Origin of the sequence: Pseudomonas sp. CCOS 191 (assembly GCF_001007005.1) — a bacterium.
Taxonomy (GTDB): Bacteria; Pseudomonadota; Gammaproteobacteria; order Pseudomonadales; family Pseudomonadaceae; genus Aquipseudomonas; species Aquipseudomonas soli.
On record NZ_LN847264.1, the window covers coordinates 5,237,793 to 5,258,364 of the forward strand.

The window sequence follows — 20,572 nt, forward strand, 5'->3', positions numbered from 1 at the left end:
ACCCGGAGAAACCGCCATGAGCGCCCACGACGAACGCCGCCGTTTCCAGCGCATCGCCTTCGATGCCCCTACCGAACTGCGCCAGGGCGAACGTCGCTGGCCGGTGAAGCTCCTCGACCTGTCGCTGAAGGGCTTGCTGGTAGAGCGCCCGGAACCCTGGGATGCCGACTCCACCCAGGACTTCGACGCGGTCATCCATCTCAACGACAAGAAAACCCAGGTCAGGATGCAGGTCGAACTGCGCCACGACGAGTCCGCCCGGCTGGGCTTTATCTGCCTGTTCATCGATGTCGATTCGATGACCCACCTGCACCGTCTTGTGGAACTCAACCTGGCAGACAGCACCGAAATGATGCGCGAGCTGCGCGAACTCATCGAAGATTGATATCTCTTAGCCTGCTAACAATCTGGCTGTGACAGCTTTCTTGTCCAGCCAGACAGCTTTCCTGCCTTTCCCAGCCCCTTTGTACACACCCCTCTGGAACAGCCTCTCGCAGGTTGGAACGCAACGTGCATCCAGGTTTCAGGCACCCTGGACGCACCCGTTACGGCGCTACGATCAAAACTTTGTATACAATTTTAGTGGCAATTATTTGCGCTAGTTGTCTACAGTAGCGGCACAACAATAAACAGAGAGCCTGCTCCAATGACCACGTCCCCCAGCACGTCTCCCGCCCCGCGCCCCGAGGACGAAAACCTCGGCCTCGGCGCCAACCTGGCCTACGGGCTGCAGCATGTCCTGACCATGTATGGAGGGATCGTCGCCGTACCCCTGATCCTCGGCCAGGCCGCCGGCCTGGCGCCAGCGGAGATCGGCCTGCTGATTGCTGCCTCGTTGTTCGCCGGTGGCCTGGCGACATTGCTGCAGACCCTTGGGCTGCCGTTCTTCGGCTGCCAGTTGCCACTGGTCCAGGGCGTGTCGTTCGCAGGCGTGGCGACCATGGGCGCGATTCTTGGCAGCCAGGGCGGCGGTGGCCTGCCGGCGGTGCTGGGCGCGGTAATGGCAGCTTCATTGATCGGCTTCCTGATTACCCCGGTGTTCTCGCGTATCACCAAGTTCTTCCCGCCCCTGGTGACCGGCATCGTCATCACCACCATCGGCCTGACCCTGATGCCCGTCGCGGCCCGCTGGGTGATGGGCGGCAACAGCGCCTCGCCAGAGTTCGGCAGCATGGCCAACATCGGCCTGGCGGCGCTGACCTTCGCCATCGTCCTGCTGCTGAGCAAGCTGGGCAGCGCGAGCATTTCGCGCCTGTCGATCCTGCTGGCGATGGTCGCCGGCACATTGATCGCCTGGTCGCTGGGCATGGCCGACTTCAGCAAGGTCACCGAAGGCCCGATCTTCGCCTTCCCAACTCCGTTCCACTTTGGCATGCCGACCTTCCACATCGCCGCGATCCTGTCGATGTGCATCGTGATCATGGTGACCCTGGTGGAAACCTCGGCGGATATCCTGGCGGTCGGTGAGATCATCGACACCAAGGTCGACTCCAAGCGCCTGGGCAACGGCCTGCGCGCCGACATGGCATCGAGCATCCTGGCGCCGATCTTCGGCTCGTTCACCCAGAGCGCCTTCGCCCAGAACGTGGGCCTGGTGGCAGTGACCGGCGTGAAGAGCCGCTATGTGGTGGCCACCGGCGGCGTGATCCTGGTGGTGCTCGGCCTGCTGCCGATCATGGGCCGGGTGATTGCGGCAGTGCCTACCCCGGTACTCGGCGGCGCCGGTATCGTACTGTTTGGCACCGTGGCCGCCAGCGGCATCCGCACCCTGTCGAAAGTCAGCTACAAGAACAACGTCAACCTGATCATCGTCGCCGCCTCACTGGGCTTCGGCATGATCCCGATCGCGGCGCCGAACTTCTACCACAGCTTCCCCAGCTGGTTCGAAACCATCTTCCACTCCGGTATCAGCTCGGCGGCGATCATGGCAATCCTGCTGAACCTGATGTTCAACCACTTCACCACCGGCAACTCGGAAAACCAGTCGGTGTTCGCCGCGGCCTACGAGCGCACCATCCAGTACTCCGACATCTCGGCCCTGCGTGATGGCGACTACTTCAAGGATGGCAAGCTGTTCGACGCCGAGGGCAACGAGGTACCGGTGCTGGAACTGGACGAACACGGCAACGAGACGCCCAGGCGCAAGGCGGTTGCCGAACACTGATCGCTGACCAGGACGGTCATCGAGGGGAGCCGACGCGCATCGTCGGCTCCCTTTTTTGTCTGGGCAGATGCATGGGAACAAACCCGCTCCCAATCGCCCTAGCCGTGCGCCACGAAGTACCGATTCAACACATTCAGGTCCCCGGCCTCCAGCACCCCCGCCAGATAGCGCAGCTGCAACCACGCCCGCAGGTACTCATGCCGCGCCTGGGCCAGGTCGCGCCGGGCACCGAACAGCTGTTGCTCGGCATCCAGCACATCGAGGTTGACCCGCTCACCGCCCTGCACGCTCTTGCGCGTGGCCTGCACCAGGGCTGTAGCTGCCTTGACCGCCAGGTCGTAGGCGCGAATCTTCGCCGTGCCGCTGGCGCACAGGTTGAACTGCCGACGCAACTGGTTGACCGTGTCGCGCAGTTGCGCATCCAGTTCGAAGCCCGCGGCATCCCGTTGGGCCCGAGCCTGGCGCACCGACGCCGACACGCCGCCACCGGCGAACAGCGGCACGTTCAACTGCACGCCGATGCTGTCGGTGTCGTAGCGCTGGTTATAGCTGCTCTCGGAGCTGGAGCTGGATATACCCTTGCTGGCATAGGCACTCAACGAGGGCAGATGACCGGCCCGCTGACTCTCGATGTTCTGCTCGGCGACCTCCAGCCCATGGCGCTGGCTGGCCAGCTCGGCGTTGCGGGCAACAGCCAGGTCGCGCCAGGGCTCGAAACGCGCGGGCGTCAGTGGCTGGACGCGGAAATCACCGGTCATCGGCGCCAGGTCATCGACCTCTACCGGCTCGCCGATGATCGCCTGCAAGGCCCGCAACGCCGCATCGAGATTGTCGCCTGCCTCGATCTCCTGGGCCTGGGCCAACTCGTAGCGGGCCCGGGTCTCGAGCACATCGGTGCGGGTACCCTCGCCACCTTTGAGCAGACGTTCGTTGAGCGTCAGTTGTTCGGCAAAGGTACGCCGCTGGGCCTGGGCCAGGGCGATCTGTTCATTGGCGAACAGCGCTTCGCTGTAGGCGCCGAACAGCCGCACCATCAGTTCCTGGCCACGACCACGATAGCGTTCGTCGGCCAGCGCGGCCTGGGCCACGCCACGGCGGTAGTCGCTCCAGGCGGCATAGTCGAACAGGGGCTGCTCGAGGGTCAGGGTCGAGCTGTAGCTGCGGTAATCGCGTTGGGTGGTCACGTCGCCGAACTGGCTGCGCTGGGTTACCTCCGAGTCGTTGCGGGCACGGTTGTAGCGGTACGACAGCTTCGGCAGCAGACCAGCGCGGCCGATCGCCCGGTTTTCGAGCCCGGCCTCACGCTCGGCGATGGAGCCCTGCCAGGTCGGGTCGTTGCGCAGGGCCAGGGCATAGGCATCGCCCAGGTCCAGGGCGCGAACGGGAAGGCTCAGGCCCAGCAACACGATGGGCAGCAGCAGTCGCATCGACATCACTCCTCCGCCAGGGCGACATGCACCCGGTCCAGAAGCGGCTTGAACAGGTAGTTGAGCAGCGAACGCTCGCCCGTACGCACAAAGGCCTCCACCGGCATGCCCGGCCGGATATCGAGACCGGCGAGCTGTCGCAGGCCTTCTTCGCCAACTTTGATACGCACCTGGTAATAGGGCTGCTGGGTCTTGTCGTCGAGCAGGCGGTCGGCCGACACCAGCGTTACCTCGCCCGGCACCCGCGGCGTGGTGCTCTGGTTGAAAGCGGCAAACAGCAGCTCGACCGGCAGTCCGGGCCTGAGCCGGTCGATCAGCTCGACGGAGGCGCGGGCGTCGACCAACAGGGGCGCATCGCTGGGCACGACCTCCATCAGTTGCTGGCCTCGCGCGATCACGCCGCCATTGGTGAACACGCTCATTCCCACCACGATGCCGCTCACCGGGGCGCGCACTTGGGTATGGGCCAGCTCGAATCCGGCGCTGCGAAGGCGGTTGTCGAGGTCCTCGGCGCTGGCCTGCAGTTCGCTCAGTTGCTGGCGCACATCGTTCTGAAATTCCTGGCGGCGCTGTTCGATACGCAGCTTCAACTCCTGCACCTGTCGTCGGGTACGGCCGATACTGCCCATGTCCTCGGCGATGGAGCCGTTGACCTGGGCCAGCAGACGCTCGCTGTCTAGCAGCCGATTGCGCGGTATGTAGCCATCGCGAGCCAACTCACGCAGGCCGCCGAGCTGCTCATCGAGCGCATCACGCTGGGCCTGTTTGCTTGCCAGCGAACCTTGCAGCCCGAGCAACGAAGCCTCGGCCCCGGCAATGCTCTCGCCCAGGCCGTCCAACTCCATGCGCAAGGCCTGCCTGCGGCTGGCCAGCAATTGTCGCTGCGCCTCAAGCGCCGTGGCCACCCAAGGTGTCGCGGCCTGCTCACGCAACTCGGCCGGGAAGTCGATCACCGATCTGGCATCTCGCTCGGCGAGCAATCGTGCCTCCCCGGCCCGGACATTGACGTACTGCACACGGAGCGACCCTTGCTGCGCCTCGGCCTGGGTGGCATCCATGCGCAGCAAAACCTGCCCGGCATGAACCTGATCGCCATCGCGCACCAGCAACTGCTTGATCACTCCGCCCGTGGGGTGTTGCACGGCCTGGCGGCTGCCGGCCACCACCACGTTGCCGCTGACCGGCACCCCCTTGTCCAATGGTGCCAGCGCGCCCCAAAGCAGAAAGCTGCCAAGACCGACGATGACCAGCCAGCGCCCCGCCCGTGCCGGCCCTCCGGCGTCATCGCGCAATGGGTGGACGTTGCGTGCCTGGCTGGCAGTCTCGTGGGAAAACAATGGATGCACGCTCATGCTCAGGATCTCTGGCTGCCTTGGTTGAAGCTGTAGCTGATACCGCCGCCGCGCCCGACAGGCGCCGCCACAGGGCGCGCCGTGCCTTGCAGCACGCGCGCGGTCGGCCCGAAGTTCTGCATCTGGCCACTTTGCAGCACCAGCAGCTTGTCCAGGCCCGCCAGCAGGCTGGACTTATGGCTGATCATCACCACTGTGCGCGCTTGCGCCTTGAGTTCGGCGAGGGCGCTCAACAAAGCCCGCTCACCGGCTTCATCGAGGTTCGAGTTGGGTTCGTCCAGCACCACCAGGGCCGGCATTGCGTAAAGCGCCCGTGCCAGCCCGATACGCTGGCGCTGTCCACCCGAAAGACCGGCGCCCCCCTCGCCCAGCAGCGTGTCGTAACCCTGAGGCAGCTTGAGGATCAGCTCGTGCACGCCGGCCAGTTGCGCCGCCGCCACCACCTGCTCAGCATCCACCGGCCCAAGACGGGCGATGTTCTCGGCGATGCTGCCGGCGAACAGCTGGACATCCTGGGGCAGGTAGCCGATGTGCCGGCCCAGCAGCTCGCGATCCCACTGCCCCAGCGCCGCGCCATCCAGGCAGACCTTGCCCGTCGCCGGGCTGGCCGCGCCCACCAGCAGCCGGGCCAGGGTGGTCTTGCCAGAGCCGGAAGCACCGATCAACCCCAGCGACTCGCCAGCCGCGAGATCAAAACCGATACCGGACAGACACGGACGTTGGCCGCCCGGTACCAGCGCCACCAACTGCTCGACCCGCACATGCCCCTTTGGCGTCGGCAGCGGCATGCCTCGCGTCTGCGGTGGATAGGCCCGCAACAAGGCATCGAGGCGCTCGTAGGACTGACGCGCGCTCCCCCACTGACGCCAAACGGCGATCAACTGGTCGATCGGCGCCAGTACCCGGGCCATGAGAATCGATCCGGCGATCATCATGCCCGGCGTAATCAGGTGCTCCAGCGCCAGCCAGGCGCCCAATCCCAGCACCAGCGACTGCAGGGCCAGGCGCACCACCTTGGACAGCGCGGTGACGGCCGCGGTGCGCTCGCTGCCCAGGTTCTGCAGGCTCAGGAAGCCATGCTGCAACAGGCTCCAGCGTTGACGAACGGCGTCGAGCATACCCATGGCGGCGATGGCCTCGGCGTTGCGCAGGTTGCCCGCCGCCTGTTGCCCGGCCTGGTGCGACAGGCGTCCGGCCTCGGCGAACGGTACCCGGGTCAAGCGCTCATTGAGCCACGCCAGCCCGGCCAACAGCAGCGCCCCGACCAGCGCCAGCAGGCCGAGCCACGGGCTGAACAGGAAGATCACCAGCAAGTACAACGGGAACCAGGGTGCATCGAAGAAAGCGAACAGCGCCTGGCCGGTGGCAAACTGGCGCAAGCCGGTCAGGTCGCCCAGGGCCTGTTGGGCGCCATCGCGATGGCCGGCAAGGCTGGCCTGGCTGGCGGCCTCGAAGACCCGGGGCGCCAGCGTGAGGTCCAGGCGCGTGCCGAGGCGGATGACCACCTGGCTGCGCAGCCATTCCAGCGCGCCCATGAAGGCGAACAAACCCAGCACCATGAGGCTGAGCATCAGCAGGGTCATCTCGTTGCCCGATGACAGTACCCGGTCGTAGACCTGCAGCATGTACAGCGCCGGCGCCAGCATCAGCAGATTGATCACGGCGCTGAACAGGGCGACGTTGCCCAGGCCGGCGCGGCAGCCCAGCAGGGCCTGCCACAGTTCGCCAGGGGCCATGTTGCGGTTGGTCTTCATCGATGATCCCGGAGAGTGGACGGCGCCCCCATTGACCGACGGGGCGCCGCCTCGCAGAATTCGGTGTCGCCACACCCGAGCCCGGCCAGGACAGCGGGGTGGCGACGGCTGGACAGCGATTGGAGGAGTGATCTTCCAATCGCTTTTTTGTCCCCGGCTGTCAGGCGGCCAGGGCGACCTCTTCCAAAGCGACCGGCACGCCTACGACTTGTGCGCAAGCGGCGGCGTGAGGGCCTGCGGCAAGCGCCAGCCCCACGGCCTCGAAGGTATCGTCGGTGGACACACCGTAATCGGCCAGGAGCCGATCCAGCACGGTTTCCAACGCGCTCGTGTCCCCACGCAGCAAGCCTTCGGCGACCTGGTGAACCTGATTGTCTGCCAGTGCCGATTGCGCGGTCGCGCTCAGGTCCAGGCCAGAGAAACGCACGCCATAGTCCATGAAGGTCAATGGCGAGCCGTTACCCCCAGTCACGGTTGCGCCCAGCGTCACGCTGTCCAGCTGCCCGTAGGCGCGGAACGCCTCGGGAGTGGAGAACGAGAGCTGCGTGCCCTGGCCTTCACCATGCAGCAGGACGCCGTACTCGCTACCCGGATTACCGTGGGCGAACCAGGTCGTGCCGGCGCCGGCACCACTGACATACGCAGGAATACTGATGCCGCCGTTTCCCTGCGGATCGAAGCCCTGGCGCCAGAACGCCAGGTAATCGTCCAGGGTCGCGGGGGCGAAGTACGGCTCGAAACTGATCGTCAGGCTCATGGCATCTCCTGTTCAAGGCCTGGTGGAACGAACACGCTGGCGGTCATGCTCAAGCAGCCAGCGCCAGGTCTTCCGGCAGCGCTTGCACACCCACGGCCTCGGCGGCATTGACCGGGCCTGCGGCCAGGTGCGCGGCGACGCTTTCGAAGGTGTCGTTGGTCGAGGTGCCATAGGCGGCCAGCAGGCTGTCCAGGGCGCTCTCCAGGGCGCTGGTGTTGCCCTGCATCAGGCCATAGATCACGCTCTGCACTTCGTTACCGGCACGGCCGGCACCCAACGCGGCATCCAGGTCCAGGCCGTTGAAGCTGACCACGTAGTTGCTCAGGCTGAAGTCGCTACCGCCACCGCCAACCAGCACTTCACCCAGCGAGACGTTGTCCAGCGAGCCCCACAGGTAGTGGTTGAGGTTGTCGCCTGGGGCCTTGGACGGGTCGAATACATAGTGCAGGCCATTGGCGGTATTGCTGTCGGCGATGAACGCGTAGTCCGAGCCACTGGCGCCATGGGTGGCGTACTGGTCGCCATTGAAGGTGCCGTTGCTGAAGCCGCCGGTGTTGCTGTAGCCGTGGCCGGCGGTGACGAAGCCGGTAGTCCAGAAGGCCAGGTAGTCGTCGATGGTGGATCCGGCGAAGGCGGCGTCGTAGGTAACGGAAAGAGTCATTGACGGTTCCTCGATGTTGCACAGTTAAGACAAAGGCGCGATGGTGGCCTTCGTGTCGCCCGGAATGGGCAAACCCGGTTGTTCAGAAGCGGTACTCGAGTATCCCGGAAAGGGTGCGGCCACGAGCCAGTGACAGGTTGTTGCCATCGCCCATGGCGACGAAATAGGCCTCATCGGTCGCGTTCTCCAGGGACAGCGCAACGTTGAGCTGCGGCGTCATCCAGTAGCTGGCGTAAAGGTCATAGACCAGGTACTTGGGCCATAGGGCCTGGTCGATCTGGCTGTAGGTGTGGGTGTTGAGGTTTTCACCATTGCCCTCGCTGTAGCGGGCCCGCATGCCCACGTCGAGGGTGCGCTCGAGAAAGCGCATGCCCAGGGTCAAGGCACCACGGTCGGCCGGCATGTAGGCGGCATTGCCCATGATCTCGCCACAGCTGGTGACAGCGTTCTGGCTATCCGCCCATTCGGCGCGGGATACCCGCACCGGCAACATGATGATCCGGTTGCCCACCTGCACCGGACGCCTCACCGTGCCGGCATTGACCAGGCGCTGGGCACCGCCGAGGTAGTACTGCTTGGAGCAGAAGTCGTTGCTGCCGATCATGTGGGTGTAGCTGAGCTGGCCGTAGTAGGCGCCGGCGTCATAGTCCAGGCTGTACTCGACACCCCGAAAACGCGTGGTCCTGAGGTTGTTCTCGTACACCGAGCGACCCAGCGAGATACCGCTGATGCTCGAACCAGGCAGGGTGGCGTTGATATCGAGGAACGAGAAGTTGTCGATACGCGTGTCGAAGTAGGCGACCTTGGCGGCGAAGCGATCGCCGTCGCGAAACAGCGACTCGCGGAAGATGTTTACCCCCAGCTCCCAGTTGTGCGACTCCTCGGCCTTGAGGAACGGGTTGGGATAGACCATCTCCGAACCGCCGCCATGCGGGCGGCCAGTCATGAACGCCTCGGTGACCTGTGGCGGACGCCAGCCACGGCCCCAGCGGGTATAGACCTGCAACCACTCGGGGCCCGGCTTGACGGCGATGCCGAAGGTCGGCGAGAAACGCCCTTCCTCGCGATCGACATCGAACAGCATGTGGGTCTCCTGGCGGCGCAGGTTGGGCTCGGTGACGCCCATCGGGTACATCCAGGTGGTCACCCCGGTGTCGCCGGTCAGGCGAAAACGGTCGTAGCGCAGGCCGGCGTCAAGCGTCAGCCAGTCGCCATGGTCGTAGCGCAGGTTGCCGAACAGGCTGGCCATGATCCGCTTGCCCTTGGGCGTCAGCCCTTCGACATAGGGCAGCGCGTCGATCTCGTTGGGGGCGGCGACGCGGTTGGTACTTGGGCGGAACGTGTCCTGGAAGGCTTCGCTGCCGTAATTGAAGGCCAACGCGCCGACACTGCCCACCTGCCAGCGCGAGGTGTTCTCAAGCTGCAGGCCCCAGGTGTCAGTCTGGTAGCGGTCGGTATAGGCCTCGACGTGGTTGCCGGTTTCCAGCGACGACAGGTTGTCGGCGTTCCAGCGGTCCTGCCGGGTGGTGACGTAATAAAGCTTGGCCTTGAAGTCGATGAGATTGTTGTCAGGCTTGTAGCTGTAGTCCAGCGCGGCGTTCTTGGCGTTGATGTCGTTGGTGCTGGTGACCCGGTAGTAGTAGCGGTTGGTCACCGAGTCGCTATAGGTCCAGGCGTCCTTGCTGTCGGTGTCGGTTTCGAAGTAGCTGAACTGCAGGCGCTGGTCATCGGCGAAGTTCAGTCCCAGCTTGAACAGCTGCGAGCGGGTCACACTATCCATGGCGCCGACTTCGCCATTGAGCCAGCCCTTCCAGGCCTCTCGGTTGTCCAGCTTGCCACGGATCTGGGTGCCCAGATTGTCGGCGTTCTGTGTGCCGCTTCGATAGTCGCCGTAGTGCCGCTCGCTGTGCCCGACGAGAATGTCGCCGATTTCGTTACCGGCGGCAAACAGGGCGCTGCCATTGAAATAGGTGCCGTTGCCCAGTTCGCCGATGCCGTGCCCGGCTCGCAGCCGGCCTCCGACTTCCTTGCCTGGACCGAGCAGGTCGCTGGCCTGGATGGTGTTGAAACTGGCGATACCGCCGATCACCCCGGCGCCCCCCATGCCGGCCGAGGTCCCCTTGTCGATCTCAATGCCCTGCACGAACTCGGGGTCGATGAACATCACGCCGTTGCGCTGCTGGTGGCCGTTGACGTTGAAGTTCTGGCGCATGCCATCGATGTTCATGTTGACTCGACCATAGTCCTGCACGCCGCGAATGTTCACCGACAGCCCAGGGTCGCGCTGGTTGACCGCGGTGTAGACCCCGGCGGTCTGCTCGAGCATGTCGGCGGCATGGCGTGGTGGGCGCTGGTCGATCTGCCCGCGGGTGATCACGCTGACCGAACGCGGGGTCTGGTACACCCAGTCGCCATCGCGCTGCGAATCGACATGGGTCGCGCCAAGCTCCAGGGCCTCGCCGTCCTGGACGACTCGTTCCAGCCCGACCTGCCCGGCTGCGCTGAAGTGGTAGCGTACCGGCGTGCCGCGCAGCAACTGCCGCAGGCCCTCTTCGGCCGGGTAGTTGCCGTGCAGCCCTTCGCTGCGCAGGCCGGCCAGCTTGCGGCTGTCGAAGAACACCTGCACACCGGACTGCTCGGCGTAGGCCAGCACCGCGCTGTCGAGCGACTGGGCCGGAATGTCGAAACGCACCTGGTTGCGGCTGGCAGTGCTTGACGAGTCGGCGGCGTGTGCCTGGCCGATCCCGATCGGCAATACACAGCTGCCCAAGACCAGGCTACCAGCCAGGGCGAGGCGGCCCAGAGGGCGCAAGGGTTGTTGTCGTGGCGTGCTCACTGCGGTTGCTCGTCCGTTGTTGGCGTTTTCTAGTAATGAAAATCAATCTCAACAATCAGACGAGCAACGTGGAAAAAGTCAGTAAATAAAATCGAAAGTTTTTTGCTGAGCCCGCCTTCAGTAGAGCACGGCCAAGCCTGGAAGCTCGATCAGACGGGCCTTGAGCTCGTCACCAAGCACGACTGGCGCGGTACTGAGTTGATCCAGACGGAATACCCCGCTGACCTCACGTCGGGCCAGTACGTCACTGGCGACCACCAGCTGGCCTGCACGGTAGCGATTGAGCCGGGCGACCACCTCGGCGAGTGGCTGGCGTTCGAACACCAGCACGCCGCGCTGCCAGTCCGTGGCTCGCCGCAGGTCGAGACTCGGCCATGGTCGCACCCCCTTGCGCTGGTCATAGCGCAGGCTATCGCCCTGCTCCAGCACCTGGCCGGCCTGCCCCTGCAACGGCGGTGCCTGCAGCTCGACCGCGACACTGTGCTCCAGCATGCCGACCCAGCCCCCCTCACCCGCCGCGCCGACCACGAAGCGTGTACCAAGGGCGCGGCTGGTAGCCCCGGCGTATTCAACCACGAACGGGCGTGTGTCCTGGGCCGTGACCGGTGCGGCGGTGAAGATGGCTTCACCGGACAGCAGGCGTACGCGGCGTTCCCGAGCGTCGAAGGCGAGCTGGAGGGCGCTGCGGCTGTCAAGCTCCACCTGGCTGCCATCGGGCAAGGTCACCCGCCGCACCTCGCCGATGCCCGTGAGGTAGTCAGCGCGCCAGCCCAGCCAGACCTGTGGTCCCTGCTGCACGACCAGCACGGCCAGCAGTAGTGCCGCTGCGCTGGCGACTACCCGTCGCAAGCGCGGTCGCCGTTTGCGCACCGAGCTGCCCTGGCGGGAAATCGTGGCGCGAACGGTCGAGACGGCGGGCAGGCTTGCCAATTGCCCGAGGTCGGCCCAGGTGGTCTGGGCGAAACCATAAGCCCGGGCGTGCCGAGGGTCGCTGGCGCACCACTGGTCCAAGGCGTGCTGCTGCGCCGGACTCAGGGGACCGGCCTGCTGCAGCACCACCCACTCGGCGGCCTGCTCGCGGATGGCTTGCTCGTTCTGGCTGCTCACACGGTTCTCTCGCGATCTGGTTATGTCTGGGCTGACGTCTGAAGCGGCATTAGTCAGTAAACCGTTGGTCATTCGGTTTCCTGCAGGCACTGCATCACATAGGCCAGGGCCTTGGCCAGATGCTTTTGCACCGAGCTGTCGGAGATCCCCAGGTGCCGGGCAACCTCGGCATGGGTCATCCCTTCCAGGCGGTTGAGGCGGAAGATTTCCCGGGTGCGCTCGGGCAATTCGCCGAGGATCATCTGCAGGCGACGCAGGTGCTGCTCGCGCACGGCTTGCTCCTCAAGCCCAGGGCCGTCCTCGACGAGCGCCTCGAAAGCCTCGTGGGGCACCGTGTCGGTCTTGCGCCTTTGCTGCTGACGCACATGATCGATCATCAGGTTGTGCGCGGTGCGATAGAGGTACGCCTGGGCGTTGTCGATGGTCTCGGTACGCTGCTGCTCGGCCAGGCGCAGGAAACTGTCCTGCACAAGGTCAGCGGCCAGCTGTGGGTCGCGCACCTTGCGCGAGAGCAGGCCTTGAAGGTTTTTCGCGTGCTTGAGAAACAGCCGCTTGAGGTCTAACTCCGCCACACGCGCTCCATGAGGTGGTCGCAAGGTGGCGGTATGCTACTCGCTATTGAGAATCACTTACAAGAAAATGACCTACTCGAACAATGCATCCAGCGCCTGTTCCAGACGGGTCACGGCAATCACCTGCAACCCGGCGGGCGCCTCTTTCGGCGCGTTGCCCTTGGGCACGATGGCCCGCTTGAAGCCATGTTTTGCCGCTTCTTTCAAACGCTCCTGGCCACTGGGCACCGGGCGCACCTCGCCCGACAGGCCGATCTCGCCGAACACCAGCAGGCCATGGGCCAGCGGACGATTGCGCAGGCTGGACATCACCGCAGCCAGCAATGCGAGGTCGGAGGCAGTCTCGAGCACCTTCACCCCGCCGACGACGTTGAGGAACACGTCCTGGTCATGGGTGGGGATGCCACCGTGTCGGTGCAGCACCGCCAGCAGCATGGCCAGGCGGTTCTGGTCCAGACCCAGGGTCACCCGTCGCGGGTTGGCCAGGTGGCTGTCGTCGACCAGCGCCTGGACCTCCACCAGCATCGGCCGGGTGCCCTCCCAGGTGGCCATGACCACGCTGCCGGGCACCTCTTCCTGGGTGCGATTGAGGAAGATCGCCGACGGATTGGAGACTTCCTTGAGGCCGCGGTCGGTCATGCCGAACACGCCCAGCTCGTTGACCGCGCCAAAGCGGTTCTTCACTGCGCGCAGCAGGCGCAGGCGGCCATCGGACTCGCCCTCGAAATACAGCACCGTGTCGACCATGTGCTCGAGCACCCGAGGACCTGCCAACGAGCCTTCCTTGGTGACATGACCGACCAGGAAGATCGCCGTGCCGCTCTGCTTGGCATAGCGCACCAGCAATGCCGTGCTCTCGCGCACCTGGGCCACGCCACCCGGCGCCGACTGCAGTTGTTCGGTGAAGATGGTCTGGATCGAGTCGATCACCATCACCCGCGGCTTTTCCTGGCGCGCGGTGGCGATGATGGTCTCGATGCAGGTCTCAGTCATGACCTTGAGCTGGTCCTGGGGCAGGCCCAGGCGCCGGGAGCGCATGGCCACCTGCTGCTGCGACTCCTCGCCGGTGACATACAGCGCCGGCATCTGCACGGCGATGTTGCACAGGGTCTGCAAGAGGATGGTCGATTTGCCGATACCCGGATCGCCCCCGATCAGCACCACCGATCCATCCACCAGGCCGCCGCCCAGCACGCGGTCGAGTTCGGTGCTGCTGGTGGTGAAGCGCGGGATCTCCTCGACGCTCACTTCGGCCAGGGTCTTGATCTGCGCCTGCTGCCCGGTCCAGCCGGTACGCCCGCTCGGTGCCGCGGCGCCGCCGCTTTCGATCATGCTCTCGACCAGGGTGTTCCAGGCCCCGCACTCGCCACACTGCCCGGCCCACTTGGGGAAGGTCGCGCCGCACTCGGTGCAGCCATACAAACGCTTGGCCTTGGCCATGGGCTGGGTCTCCTGGAAAAAACCGCCATGATAGCCGAACACGGACGTGCCCCGGAGGCCTCGGCGGGCGACAAAACTATTCGCTCTATAAACAGTCTGTAGCTGCGAACGTCACGCATGAAGCGTTTTAGTGGCTTACACTGCGTTTACCTCTCCATTCGTAACAAAGGAATACAGCATGGGCATGCTCAGTGAATTCAAGGCCTTCGCGGTCAAGGGAAATGTCGTCGACATGGCGGTGGGTATCATCATCGGCGCGGCGTTCGGCAAGATCGTTTCGTCCTTTGTCGGTGACGTGATCATGCCCCCCATCGGCCTGCTGATCGGCGGCGTCGACTTCAGTGACCTGGCCATCACGCTCAAGGCGGCCGAAGGTGATGTGCCGGCCGTGATGCTGGCCTACGGCAAGTTCATCCAGACCGTGCTCGACTTCATCATCGTCGCTTTCGCCATCTTCATGGGCGTGAAGGTGATCAACCGCCTCAAGCGCGAAGAAGCCGTGGCCCCGACCGCACCGCCGGTGCCCAGCGCCGAGGAAACCCTGCTGACCGAGATTCGCGACCTGCTCAAGGCGCAGAATCGCCAGCCCTGAAGCACAAAACGACTGGGGCCGCTTTGCAGCGGCCCCAGTGACGGCGTTCCAAAAGGCGCCATCGTTCCTTACCAGTAGTTCTCCACCGCCACCTGTCCCGGCCGCTTGCTCAGGCTCAGTTGCAAGTCCCGCGCCTTGAGCACCTTGCGCGTCTCGTCGATCATCTCCGGGTTGCCGCACAGCATGATCCGTGAATGCTCTGGCGACAGCGCCAGCCCCGCCGCCTTTTCCAGTTCACCGTTCTCGATCAACGTGGTAATCCGCGCATTCAACGCCCCCGGATGCTGCTCTCGGGTGACCACCGGAATGAACTGCAGCTTGCCCGCGTACTCCGCCAGGTAGTCGCGCTGTTCCAGCGCGGCGATGTCATCGACATACGCCAGCTCCTTCGCCTCGCGCACCGAGTACACCAGCTTGATGTTGTCGAAGCGCTCCCAGGCCTCGAAGTCCTGCAGGATCGACATGAACGGTGCGATGCCGGTGCCGGTGGCCAGCAGCCACAAGTCACGGCCGCCGACGAAGCGGTCAAGGGTCAGGTAGCCGAAGGCCTGGCGGTCGATCAGCAGGGTGTCGCCTTCGCCAAGCCGGCTGAGCTCGCTGGTGAACTCGCCCCCGGGCACCACGATGGAGAAGAAGTCGAGAAACTCGTCATGGGGCGCGCTGACCATGGAATAGGCACGCCAGACGACGCTGCCATCGGCCTTGTTCACGCCCAGCCGGGCGAACTGACCGGCACGAAAGCGAAAGCCTGCATCGCGGGTCACGCGCAGGGAAAAAAGGTTGGGTGTAAGGGGCTGGACGCCGAGCAGGGTCTGGCGGGTGAATTTGTCGGCGCTGGCGGTCATGACGGGCTCCACGAATCAAGTGCGCACAGTGTCGCGCAAAGCAGCAGAGATAAACACCGTCGGTTTGTAAGGTATCGCCAGGAACCAAGCACAATCTGCTTAAGAATGCGTGACAGCTATAGCAAAAAAACCCAGCACACCATTAGGAGATTTCCTACACTACTGCCCGTACAACGCTGACTTTGGATCCACCGCGACACAAAGGGAGCTTCACCGATGCCACATTGGAAGAGTGAGCAACTCCAGCAGATGCTGGAGGAGCGAGAGCCGCAGCAGCTGTTCGGCCAGGCCGTGAAACTGGTCCAGGCACTGGACATGGAGTTCGTCGGCCTGACCCTGCACCTGCATGTCGCTGCCCGTGGCCCCCAGGTGATCCTCTACAACAATTACCCAGGCGCCTGGAATGCGCGCTACCAGGCTGAAGACTTCATCAAGATAGATCCGACAGTAGCAAAATGCCACAACACGACGTTACCGCTGGTCTGGAGCGACGAACTGTTCCACGAGGTGCCTCAGCTGCGTGAGGCTGCCACTGCCTTCGGCATGACCCATGGCTGGAGCCAGTCGGTGCACGACCAGCAGCACAACGAAAGCCAGCTAAGTGTCACCAGGGCTCAGGGCGTGGTCTCACGTGACGAACTGTTCGAGAAGAGCGCCCAGGTGATGTGGCTGTGCAACACCTTGCACGCCGCGCTCAGTGCGCACCATCTGGCGAAGTACAGCCCACTGCCGCAATTGAGCGAGCGCGAGCTCGAAGTGCTCAAGTGGTCGGCCGCCGGCAAGACCGCAGCCGACGTGGCGATGATTCTTTCACTGTCGACCAGCACCGTGAATTTTCATATTCGCAGTGTGATCAGCAAGACCAACGCCTCCAACAAAGCCGGCGCCATCGCCATTGCCGCCCTGCGCGGCCTGCTCTGACAGCGCGTCCCCCACCCAAGCGCAAAGCCCTGTAGAATCCCCCGCCGCAAGCCCGCCGCACCCGCGCGCCGGGCAGATACGCAGCAGAGCCCCACGTCATGCCCCTGTTCAACAGCCCCTTCGCCGACCTCGACCTGATCCGCCAGCCGGAGCAAGCCAACGACCCGCTGCTGGCGTTCGATGCCGCCGACCAGTACCTGCTGGAACACCTGGCCGCCCAGGCACCGGGCTCAGGCTGCAAGGTGCTGGTGCTCAACGACAGCTTCGGCGCCCTGGCCGCCAGCTTGGCCGGGCACCTGGACGTGACCAGCAGCGGCGACTCGCACCTGGCGCACCTGGCCCTGGAGAAGAATCTGGCGGGCAACGGCAAGCCGTTCGACAGCGTGCCCTTCATCCCGGCCAGCGAGCCCTTCCAGGGCCCGTTCGACCGCGTGCTGGTGCGCGTACCCAAGACCCTGGCCCTGCTCGAGGAGCAACTGATCCGCCTGCAGGGCCAATTGGCGCCTGGCGCCCAGGTGATCGCCGGGGCGATGATCAAGCACCTGCCCCGAGCCGCCGGCGACCTTATGGAGAAGTACCTCGGCCCGGTGCAGGCGTCGCTGGCGCAGAAGAAAGCGCGCCTGCTGACTGCCACCGTCGCCGAACGCCCGGCCGCCCGCTCCCCCTACCCCAGCCGCTATCGTCTGGAGACGCCGGCCCTGGAGCTGGTCAACCACGCCAACGTGTTCTGCCGCGAAGGCCTGGACATCGGTACCCGTGCCTTCCTGCCGCACCTGCCACGGGACCTGGGCCGCGCCCGGGTCGCTGATCTGGGCTGTGGCAATGGCGTGCTGGCGATCGCCTGCGCCCTGGCCAACCCGGATGCGCAGTTCACCCTGGTCGACGAGTCGTACATGGCGGTGCAATCGGCGCGGGAGAACTGGCAGGCGGCACTGGGCGAACGCGAAGTGACGATCAGGGCCGCGGACGGCCTGGCGGGGCAGGAGAAACAATCGCTGGACGTGGTGCTGTGCAATCCACCGTTCCACCAGCAGCAGGTGGTCGGCGACTTCCTCGCCTGGCGCATGTTCCAGCAGGCCCGCGAGGCGCTGGAAGTCGGTGGCGCGCTGTACATCGTCGGCAACCGCCACCTGGGCTACCACAGCAAGCTGGCGCGTTTGTTCCGGGGTGTCGAGCAGGTAGCGGCAACGCCGAAGTTCGTGGTGCTCAAGGCCCGGAAATAAAAGCATCGCGGGGCAAGTCGCATCGGTACGACTTGCCCCGCGCTGACTCAATGGCTTAGTGAGTACTCAGGCCTGCCGCGTTCATGAACATGCGCATGCCATAAGCCACCACGCCAAGTGCTGCCACGCTCAGCCCCCAGATCAGCACCAGCCAACCCAGGCGTTGCCACAGCGGTTTCTTCTCTTCGACATTCATCGCCCGGCGCTCCTAGTGATAGCCGTCTTCATGGGTCACCTTGCCGCGGAACACGTAGTAGCTCCAGTAGGTGTAACCAAGGATGAACGGCAGGATGAACAGCGTGCCCACCAGCATGAAGCCCTGGCTCTGCGGCGGCGCCGCAGCATCCCAGATGCTGATCGACGGTGGGATGATGTTCGGCCACAGGCTGATGCCCAACCCGCTGTAACCGAGGAAGATCAGCACCAGGGTCAGCAGGAACGGGGTGTAGTGGGCATTGCGTGCCACCGCCCGCAGCAACCCGTAGAAGGTCACCAGCACCAGGATCGGCACCGGCATGAACCAGACCAGGTTGGGCATGCTGAACCAGCGCTCGGCGATCTGCGGATAGGCGATCGGCGTCCACAGGCTGACGATACCGATCACCACCAGCAGCACCAGCGCCAGGGGACGGGCCATGTCGTGCATCTTCTGCTGCAGCGGCCCTTCGGTCTTCATGATCAACCAGGTGCAGCCCAGCAGCGTGTAGGCGACGATCAGACCTAGACCCGAGAACACCGTGAACGGCGTCAGCCAATCAAGTGTGCCACCGACGAACTTGCGGTCGACCACCTTGAAGCCCTCGATGAAGGCGCCCAGGGCCACGCCCTGGAAGAAGGTCGCCACCAGCGAACCCCAGATGAAGGCCTTGTCCCAGATATGACGCCTGTTGGCCCTGGCCTTGAAACGGAACTCGAAGGCCACGCCCCGGAAGATCAGGCCCACCAGCATCAGGATCAGTGGCAGGTACAGCGCCTCCAACACCACCGAATAGGCCAGTGGGAAAGCCCCGAACAGCGCCGCCCCGCCCAGTACCAGCCAGGTCTCGTTGCCGTCCCATACCGGAGCGACCGTGTTCATCATCACATCGCGGTCACGCTCGTCCTGGACGAAGGGGAAGAGCATGCCGATGCCCAGGTCGAAACCATCCATCACCACGTACATCATGACGCCGAAGATGATGATCACGGCCCAGATCAGCGGAAGATCGATACCCATCTCAGTTCCCCTTGCTCAGGCTGCTGGAGTCGGCCTCATGGCCTTCATCGGCGGCGGACAGCGGCCGCGCCGGCGTACGTTTCTGGCCAGGGCCTCCGGGGGTGTGCTCATCGCCTTCACCGGTCTTCGGCCCTTTGCGCACCAGGCGCATCATGTAGCCGATGCCGGTGCCGAACAGGGCGAAGTAGACCACCACGAACATCACCAGGGTGAAGCCCAACTGCGCGTAGCTATGGTTGGACACCCCATCGGCGGTGCGCATCAGCCCGTAGACCACCCACGGCTGGCGGCCGATCTCGGTGGTGAACCAGCCGGCGAGGATGGCGATCAACCCCGACGGGCCCATCCACAGGGTCAGGTAGAGGAACGGGCGCGAACTGTACAGGGTGCCGCGCTTGCGCAGCCACACACTCCACAGGCCGACGAAGATCATCAGCATGCCCAGGCCGACCATGACCCGGAACGACCAGAACACAATGGTCGAGTTGGGTCGGTCCTCAGGCGGGAACTCCTTCATCGCCGGCACTTGCTTGTCCAGGCTATGGGTCAGGATCAGGCTGCCCAAGGCCGGGATCTCGACCTTGAAGCGCGTGGTTTCGGCCTGCATGTCGGGAATGCCGAACAGGATCAGCGGCGTCGGCTCGCCGGGTTTGTTCTCCCAGTGGCCTTCGATGGCGGCGATCTTCACCGGTTGGTGCTTGAGCGTGTTCAAACCATGGAAGTCGCCGATCACGGCCTGGATAGGCGCCACCACCAGGGCCATCCACATGGCCATCGACAGCATCTTGCGCACCGCCGGGTTGTCCCGCCCGCGCAGCAGGTGCCAGGCCGCCGAGGCGCCGACGAAGAACGCGGTGGCGACGAAGGCCGCAGTGGCCATGTGCATCAGGCGATAGGGGAAGGACGGGTTGAAGATCACCGCGAACCAGTCCACCGGAATCACCTGGCCGTTGACGATCTCGTAGCCCTGGGGAGTCTGCATCCAGCTGTTGGAGGCGAGGATCCAGAAGGTCGACACCAGCGTGCCGAGCGCCACCATGCAGGTGGCGAAGAAGTGCAGGCCACGACCGACACGGTTCCAGCCGAACAGCATGACGCCGAGGAAACCGGCCTCGAGGAAGAAGGCGGTCAAGACCTCGTAAGTGAGCAAGGGACCAGTGATGGATCCGGCAAAATCGGAGAACTGGCTCCAGTTGGTGCCGAATTGATAGGCCATGACCAGGCCCGAGACCACGCCCATGCCGAAGTTCACGGCGAAGATCTTCGACCAGAAGTGGTAGAGGTCACGGTAGGTGTTGTCGCCGGTCTTCAGCCAAAGGCCTTCGAGGACCGCCAGGTAGCTCGCCAGGCCAATGGTGATGGCCGGGAACAGGATGTGAAAGGACACGGTAAAGGCAAACTGGATTCGGGCGAGCTCTAGGGCTTCCAATCCGAACATGGTGCTTCCTCTTCAGGTAATCCGGCGACCGGGCTCATGGCCTGTCGCCCACTGCCCCCACGGGTATCGAGTGCGGCGCGTTGGAATTGTTCTGTTCGATCGCGGGGATTCCGGCCCGAAGGCCAAGATCGTTGCATCTGGAACGATTGATCCAGATCAACGACTGAATGGAAGCATAGTCCTGAATGACCCATCCGGATGTGTGGTTGATTGCCGCGTGACCGGTTGCCTCACCCTCTTTTGCGAAGTCGCGGGAGTTGATCCACA

General features: G+C 64.4%; 18 protein-coding genes. 5 read left to right on the forward strand and 13 right to left on the reverse strand.

What is annotated here, in order from left to right; genetic code table 11:
• The first annotated feature begins 16 nt into the window (after positions 1-16).
• On the forward strand, positions 17-385 hold the full coding sequence (locus CCOS191_RS23400) for a PilZ domain-containing protein (RefSeq protein WP_046857200.1): 369 nt from the start codon (positions 17-19) through the stop codon (positions 383-385).
• Between the two features lie 261 nt (positions 386-646).
• Positions 647-2,164 carry a nucleobase:cation symporter-2 family protein gene (locus tag CCOS191_RS23405; protein WP_023630301.1) on the forward strand — a complete coding sequence of 506 codons (1,518 nt, stop codon included), beginning with the start codon at positions 647-649 and terminating at the stop codon, positions 2,162-2,164.
• Between the two features lie 98 nt (positions 2,165-2,262).
• On the opposite strand, the gene CCOS191_RS23410 is transcribed toward CCOS191_RS23405, so the two are convergent.
• The 9 genes from CCOS191_RS23410 to radA form a co-directional block, all read right to left on the reverse strand.
• A complete protein-coding gene (locus CCOS191_RS23410) occupies positions 2,263-3,591 on the reverse strand; it encodes a TolC family outer membrane protein (RefSeq protein ID WP_046857201.1) in 1,329 nt (442 codons plus the stop codon).
• A 5-nt stretch (positions 3,592-3,596) separates the two neighbouring features.
• On the reverse strand, positions 3,597-4,943 hold the full coding sequence (locus CCOS191_RS23415; protein ID WP_052752657.1) for an HlyD family type I secretion periplasmic adaptor subunit: 1,347 nt from the start codon (positions 4,941-4,943) through the stop codon (positions 3,597-3,599).
• Between the two features lie 2 nt (positions 4,944-4,945).
• A complete protein-coding gene (locus CCOS191_RS23420) occupies positions 4,946-6,697 on the reverse strand; it encodes a type I secretion system permease/ATPase (RefSeq protein ID WP_046857202.1) in 1,752 nt (583 codons plus the stop codon).
• A gap of 160 nt (positions 6,698-6,857) precedes the next feature.
• Positions 6,858-7,454 (reverse strand): heme acquisition protein HasA, encoded by a 597-nt coding sequence (locus CCOS191_RS23425; protein WP_046857203.1) that lies wholly within the window; start codon positions 7,452-7,454, stop codon positions 6,858-6,860.
• 49 nt (positions 7,455-7,503) lie between these two features.
• Positions 7,504-8,115, reverse strand: coding sequence for a heme acquisition protein HasA (locus CCOS191_RS23430; RefSeq protein ID WP_046857204.1), 612 nt, complete (start codon positions 8,113-8,115; stop codon positions 7,504-7,506).
• An 82-nt stretch (positions 8,116-8,197) separates the two neighbouring features.
• The gene (locus tag CCOS191_RS23435) at positions 8,198-10,951 is read right to left on the reverse strand and encodes a TonB-dependent receptor (protein WP_046857205.1); all 2,754 of its coding nucleotides are present in this window, start codon (positions 10,949-10,951) and stop codon (positions 8,198-8,200) included.
• A gap of 117 nt (positions 10,952-11,068) precedes the next feature.
• Positions 11,069-12,058: a FecR family protein gene (locus CCOS191_RS23440; RefSeq protein WP_046857206.1), complete on the reverse strand. Its 990-nt coding sequence runs from the start codon at positions 12,056-12,058 to the stop codon at positions 11,069-11,071.
• A 68-nt stretch (positions 12,059-12,126) separates the two neighbouring features.
• Positions 12,127-12,630, reverse strand: a complete 504-nt coding sequence (locus CCOS191_RS23445) for an RNA polymerase sigma factor (RefSeq protein ID WP_046857207.1) — start codon at positions 12,628-12,630, stop codon at positions 12,127-12,129.
• Between the two features lie 72 nt (positions 12,631-12,702).
• Positions 12,703-14,070: a DNA repair protein RadA gene (gene radA, locus CCOS191_RS23450; RefSeq protein ID WP_046857208.1), complete on the reverse strand. Its 1,368-nt coding sequence runs from the start codon at positions 14,068-14,070 to the stop codon at positions 12,703-12,705.
• Between the two features lie 178 nt (positions 14,071-14,248).
• Here radA and mscL point away from each other — a divergent pair, with 178 nt between their 5' ends.
• Complete coding sequence (gene mscL, locus CCOS191_RS23455) at positions 14,249-14,662, forward strand: large-conductance mechanosensitive channel protein MscL (RefSeq protein ID WP_046857209.1); 414 nt, start codon at positions 14,249-14,251, stop codon at positions 14,660-14,662.
• A 68-nt stretch (positions 14,663-14,730) separates the two neighbouring features.
• On the opposite strand, the gene CCOS191_RS23460 is transcribed toward mscL, so the two are convergent.
• The gene (locus CCOS191_RS23460; RefSeq protein WP_046857210.1) at positions 14,731-15,507 is read right to left on the reverse strand and encodes a ferredoxin--NADP reductase; all 777 of its coding nucleotides are present in this window, start codon (positions 15,505-15,507) and stop codon (positions 14,731-14,733) included.
• Between the two features lie 216 nt (positions 15,508-15,723).
• Between CCOS191_RS23460 and CCOS191_RS23465 the strand changes: the two genes are divergently transcribed.
• Positions 15,724-16,428 carry an autoinducer binding domain-containing protein gene (locus CCOS191_RS23465; protein WP_046857211.1) on the forward strand — a complete coding sequence of 235 codons (705 nt, stop codon included), beginning with the start codon at positions 15,724-15,726 and terminating at the stop codon, positions 16,426-16,428.
• A 98-nt stretch (positions 16,429-16,526) separates the two neighbouring features.
• Positions 16,527-17,651 (forward strand): methyltransferase, encoded by a 1,125-nt coding sequence (locus tag CCOS191_RS23470; protein WP_046857212.1) that lies wholly within the window; start codon positions 16,527-16,529, stop codon positions 17,649-17,651.
• A gap of 55 nt (positions 17,652-17,706) precedes the next feature.
• Here the strand turns inward: CCOS191_RS23470 and CCOS191_RS23475 are convergent, their stop codons facing one another.
• The 3 genes from CCOS191_RS23475 to CCOS191_RS23485 are packed head-to-tail and all read right to left on the reverse strand — an operon-like array spanning position 17,707 to position 20,305.
• Positions 17,707-17,847, reverse strand: coding sequence for a DUF2474 domain-containing protein (locus tag CCOS191_RS23475; protein ID WP_023630574.1), 141 nt, complete (start codon positions 17,845-17,847; stop codon positions 17,707-17,709).
• A gap of 12 nt (positions 17,848-17,859) precedes the next feature.
• A complete protein-coding gene (gene cydB, locus CCOS191_RS23480) occupies positions 17,860-18,867 on the reverse strand; it encodes a cytochrome d ubiquinol oxidase subunit II (protein WP_046857213.1) in 1,008 nt (335 codons plus the stop codon).
• A 1-nt stretch (position 18,868) separates the two neighbouring features.
• Positions 18,869-20,305 carry a cytochrome ubiquinol oxidase subunit I gene (locus CCOS191_RS23485; RefSeq protein ID WP_046857214.1) on the reverse strand — a complete coding sequence of 479 codons (1,437 nt, stop codon included), beginning with the start codon at positions 20,303-20,305 and terminating at the stop codon, positions 18,869-18,871.
• Positions 20,306-20,572: the final 267 nt, after the last annotated feature.

Coding starts and splice junctions, on each gene's coding strand:
- CCOS191_RS23400 (WP_046857200.1), top strand. CDS start 17: ATGAGCGCCCACGACGAACGCCGCCGTTTCCAGCGCATCGCCTTCGAT.
- CCOS191_RS23405 (WP_023630301.1), top strand. CDS start 647: ATGACCACGTCCCCCAGCACGTCTCCCGCCCCGCGCCCCGAGGACGAA.
- CCOS191_RS23410 (WP_046857201.1), bottom strand. CDS start 3,591: ATGCGACTGCTGCTGCCCATCGTGTTGCTGGGCCTGAGCCTTCCCGTT.
- CCOS191_RS23415 (WP_052752657.1), bottom strand. CDS start 4,943: ATGAGCGTGCATCCATTGTTTTCCCACGAGACTGCCAGCCAGGCACGC.
- CCOS191_RS23420 (WP_046857202.1), bottom strand. CDS start 6,697: ATGAAGACCAACCGCAACATGGCCCCTGGCGAACTGTGGCAGGCCCTG.
- CCOS191_RS23425 (WP_046857203.1), bottom strand. CDS start 7,454: ATGAGCCTGACGATCAGTTTCGAGCCGTACTTCGCCCCCGCGACCCTG.
- CCOS191_RS23430 (WP_046857204.1), bottom strand. CDS start 8,115: ATGACTCTTTCCGTTACCTACGACGCCGCCTTCGCCGGATCCACCATC.
- radA (WP_046857208.1), bottom strand. CDS start 14,070: ATGGCCAAGGCCAAGCGTTTGTATGGCTGCACCGAGTGCGGCGCGACC.
- mscL (WP_046857209.1), top strand. CDS start 14,249: ATGGGCATGCTCAGTGAATTCAAGGCCTTCGCGGTCAAGGGAAATGTC.
- CCOS191_RS23460 (WP_046857210.1), bottom strand. CDS start 15,507: ATGACCGCCAGCGCCGACAAATTCACCCGCCAGACCCTGCTCGGCGTC.
- CCOS191_RS23465 (WP_046857211.1), top strand. CDS start 15,724: ATGCCACATTGGAAGAGTGAGCAACTCCAGCAGATGCTGGAGGAGCGA.
- CCOS191_RS23470 (WP_046857212.1), top strand. CDS start 16,527: ATGCCCCTGTTCAACAGCCCCTTCGCCGACCTCGACCTGATCCGCCAG.
- CCOS191_RS23475 (WP_023630574.1), bottom strand. CDS start 17,847: ATGAATGTCGAAGAGAAGAAACCGCTGTGGCAACGCCTGGGTTGGCTG.
- cydB (WP_046857213.1), bottom strand. CDS start 18,867: ATGGGTATCGATCTTCCGCTGATCTGGGCCGTGATCATCATCTTCGGC.
- CCOS191_RS23485 (WP_046857214.1), bottom strand. CDS start 20,305: ATGTTCGGATTGGAAGCCCTAGAGCTCGCCCGAATCCAGTTTGCCTTT.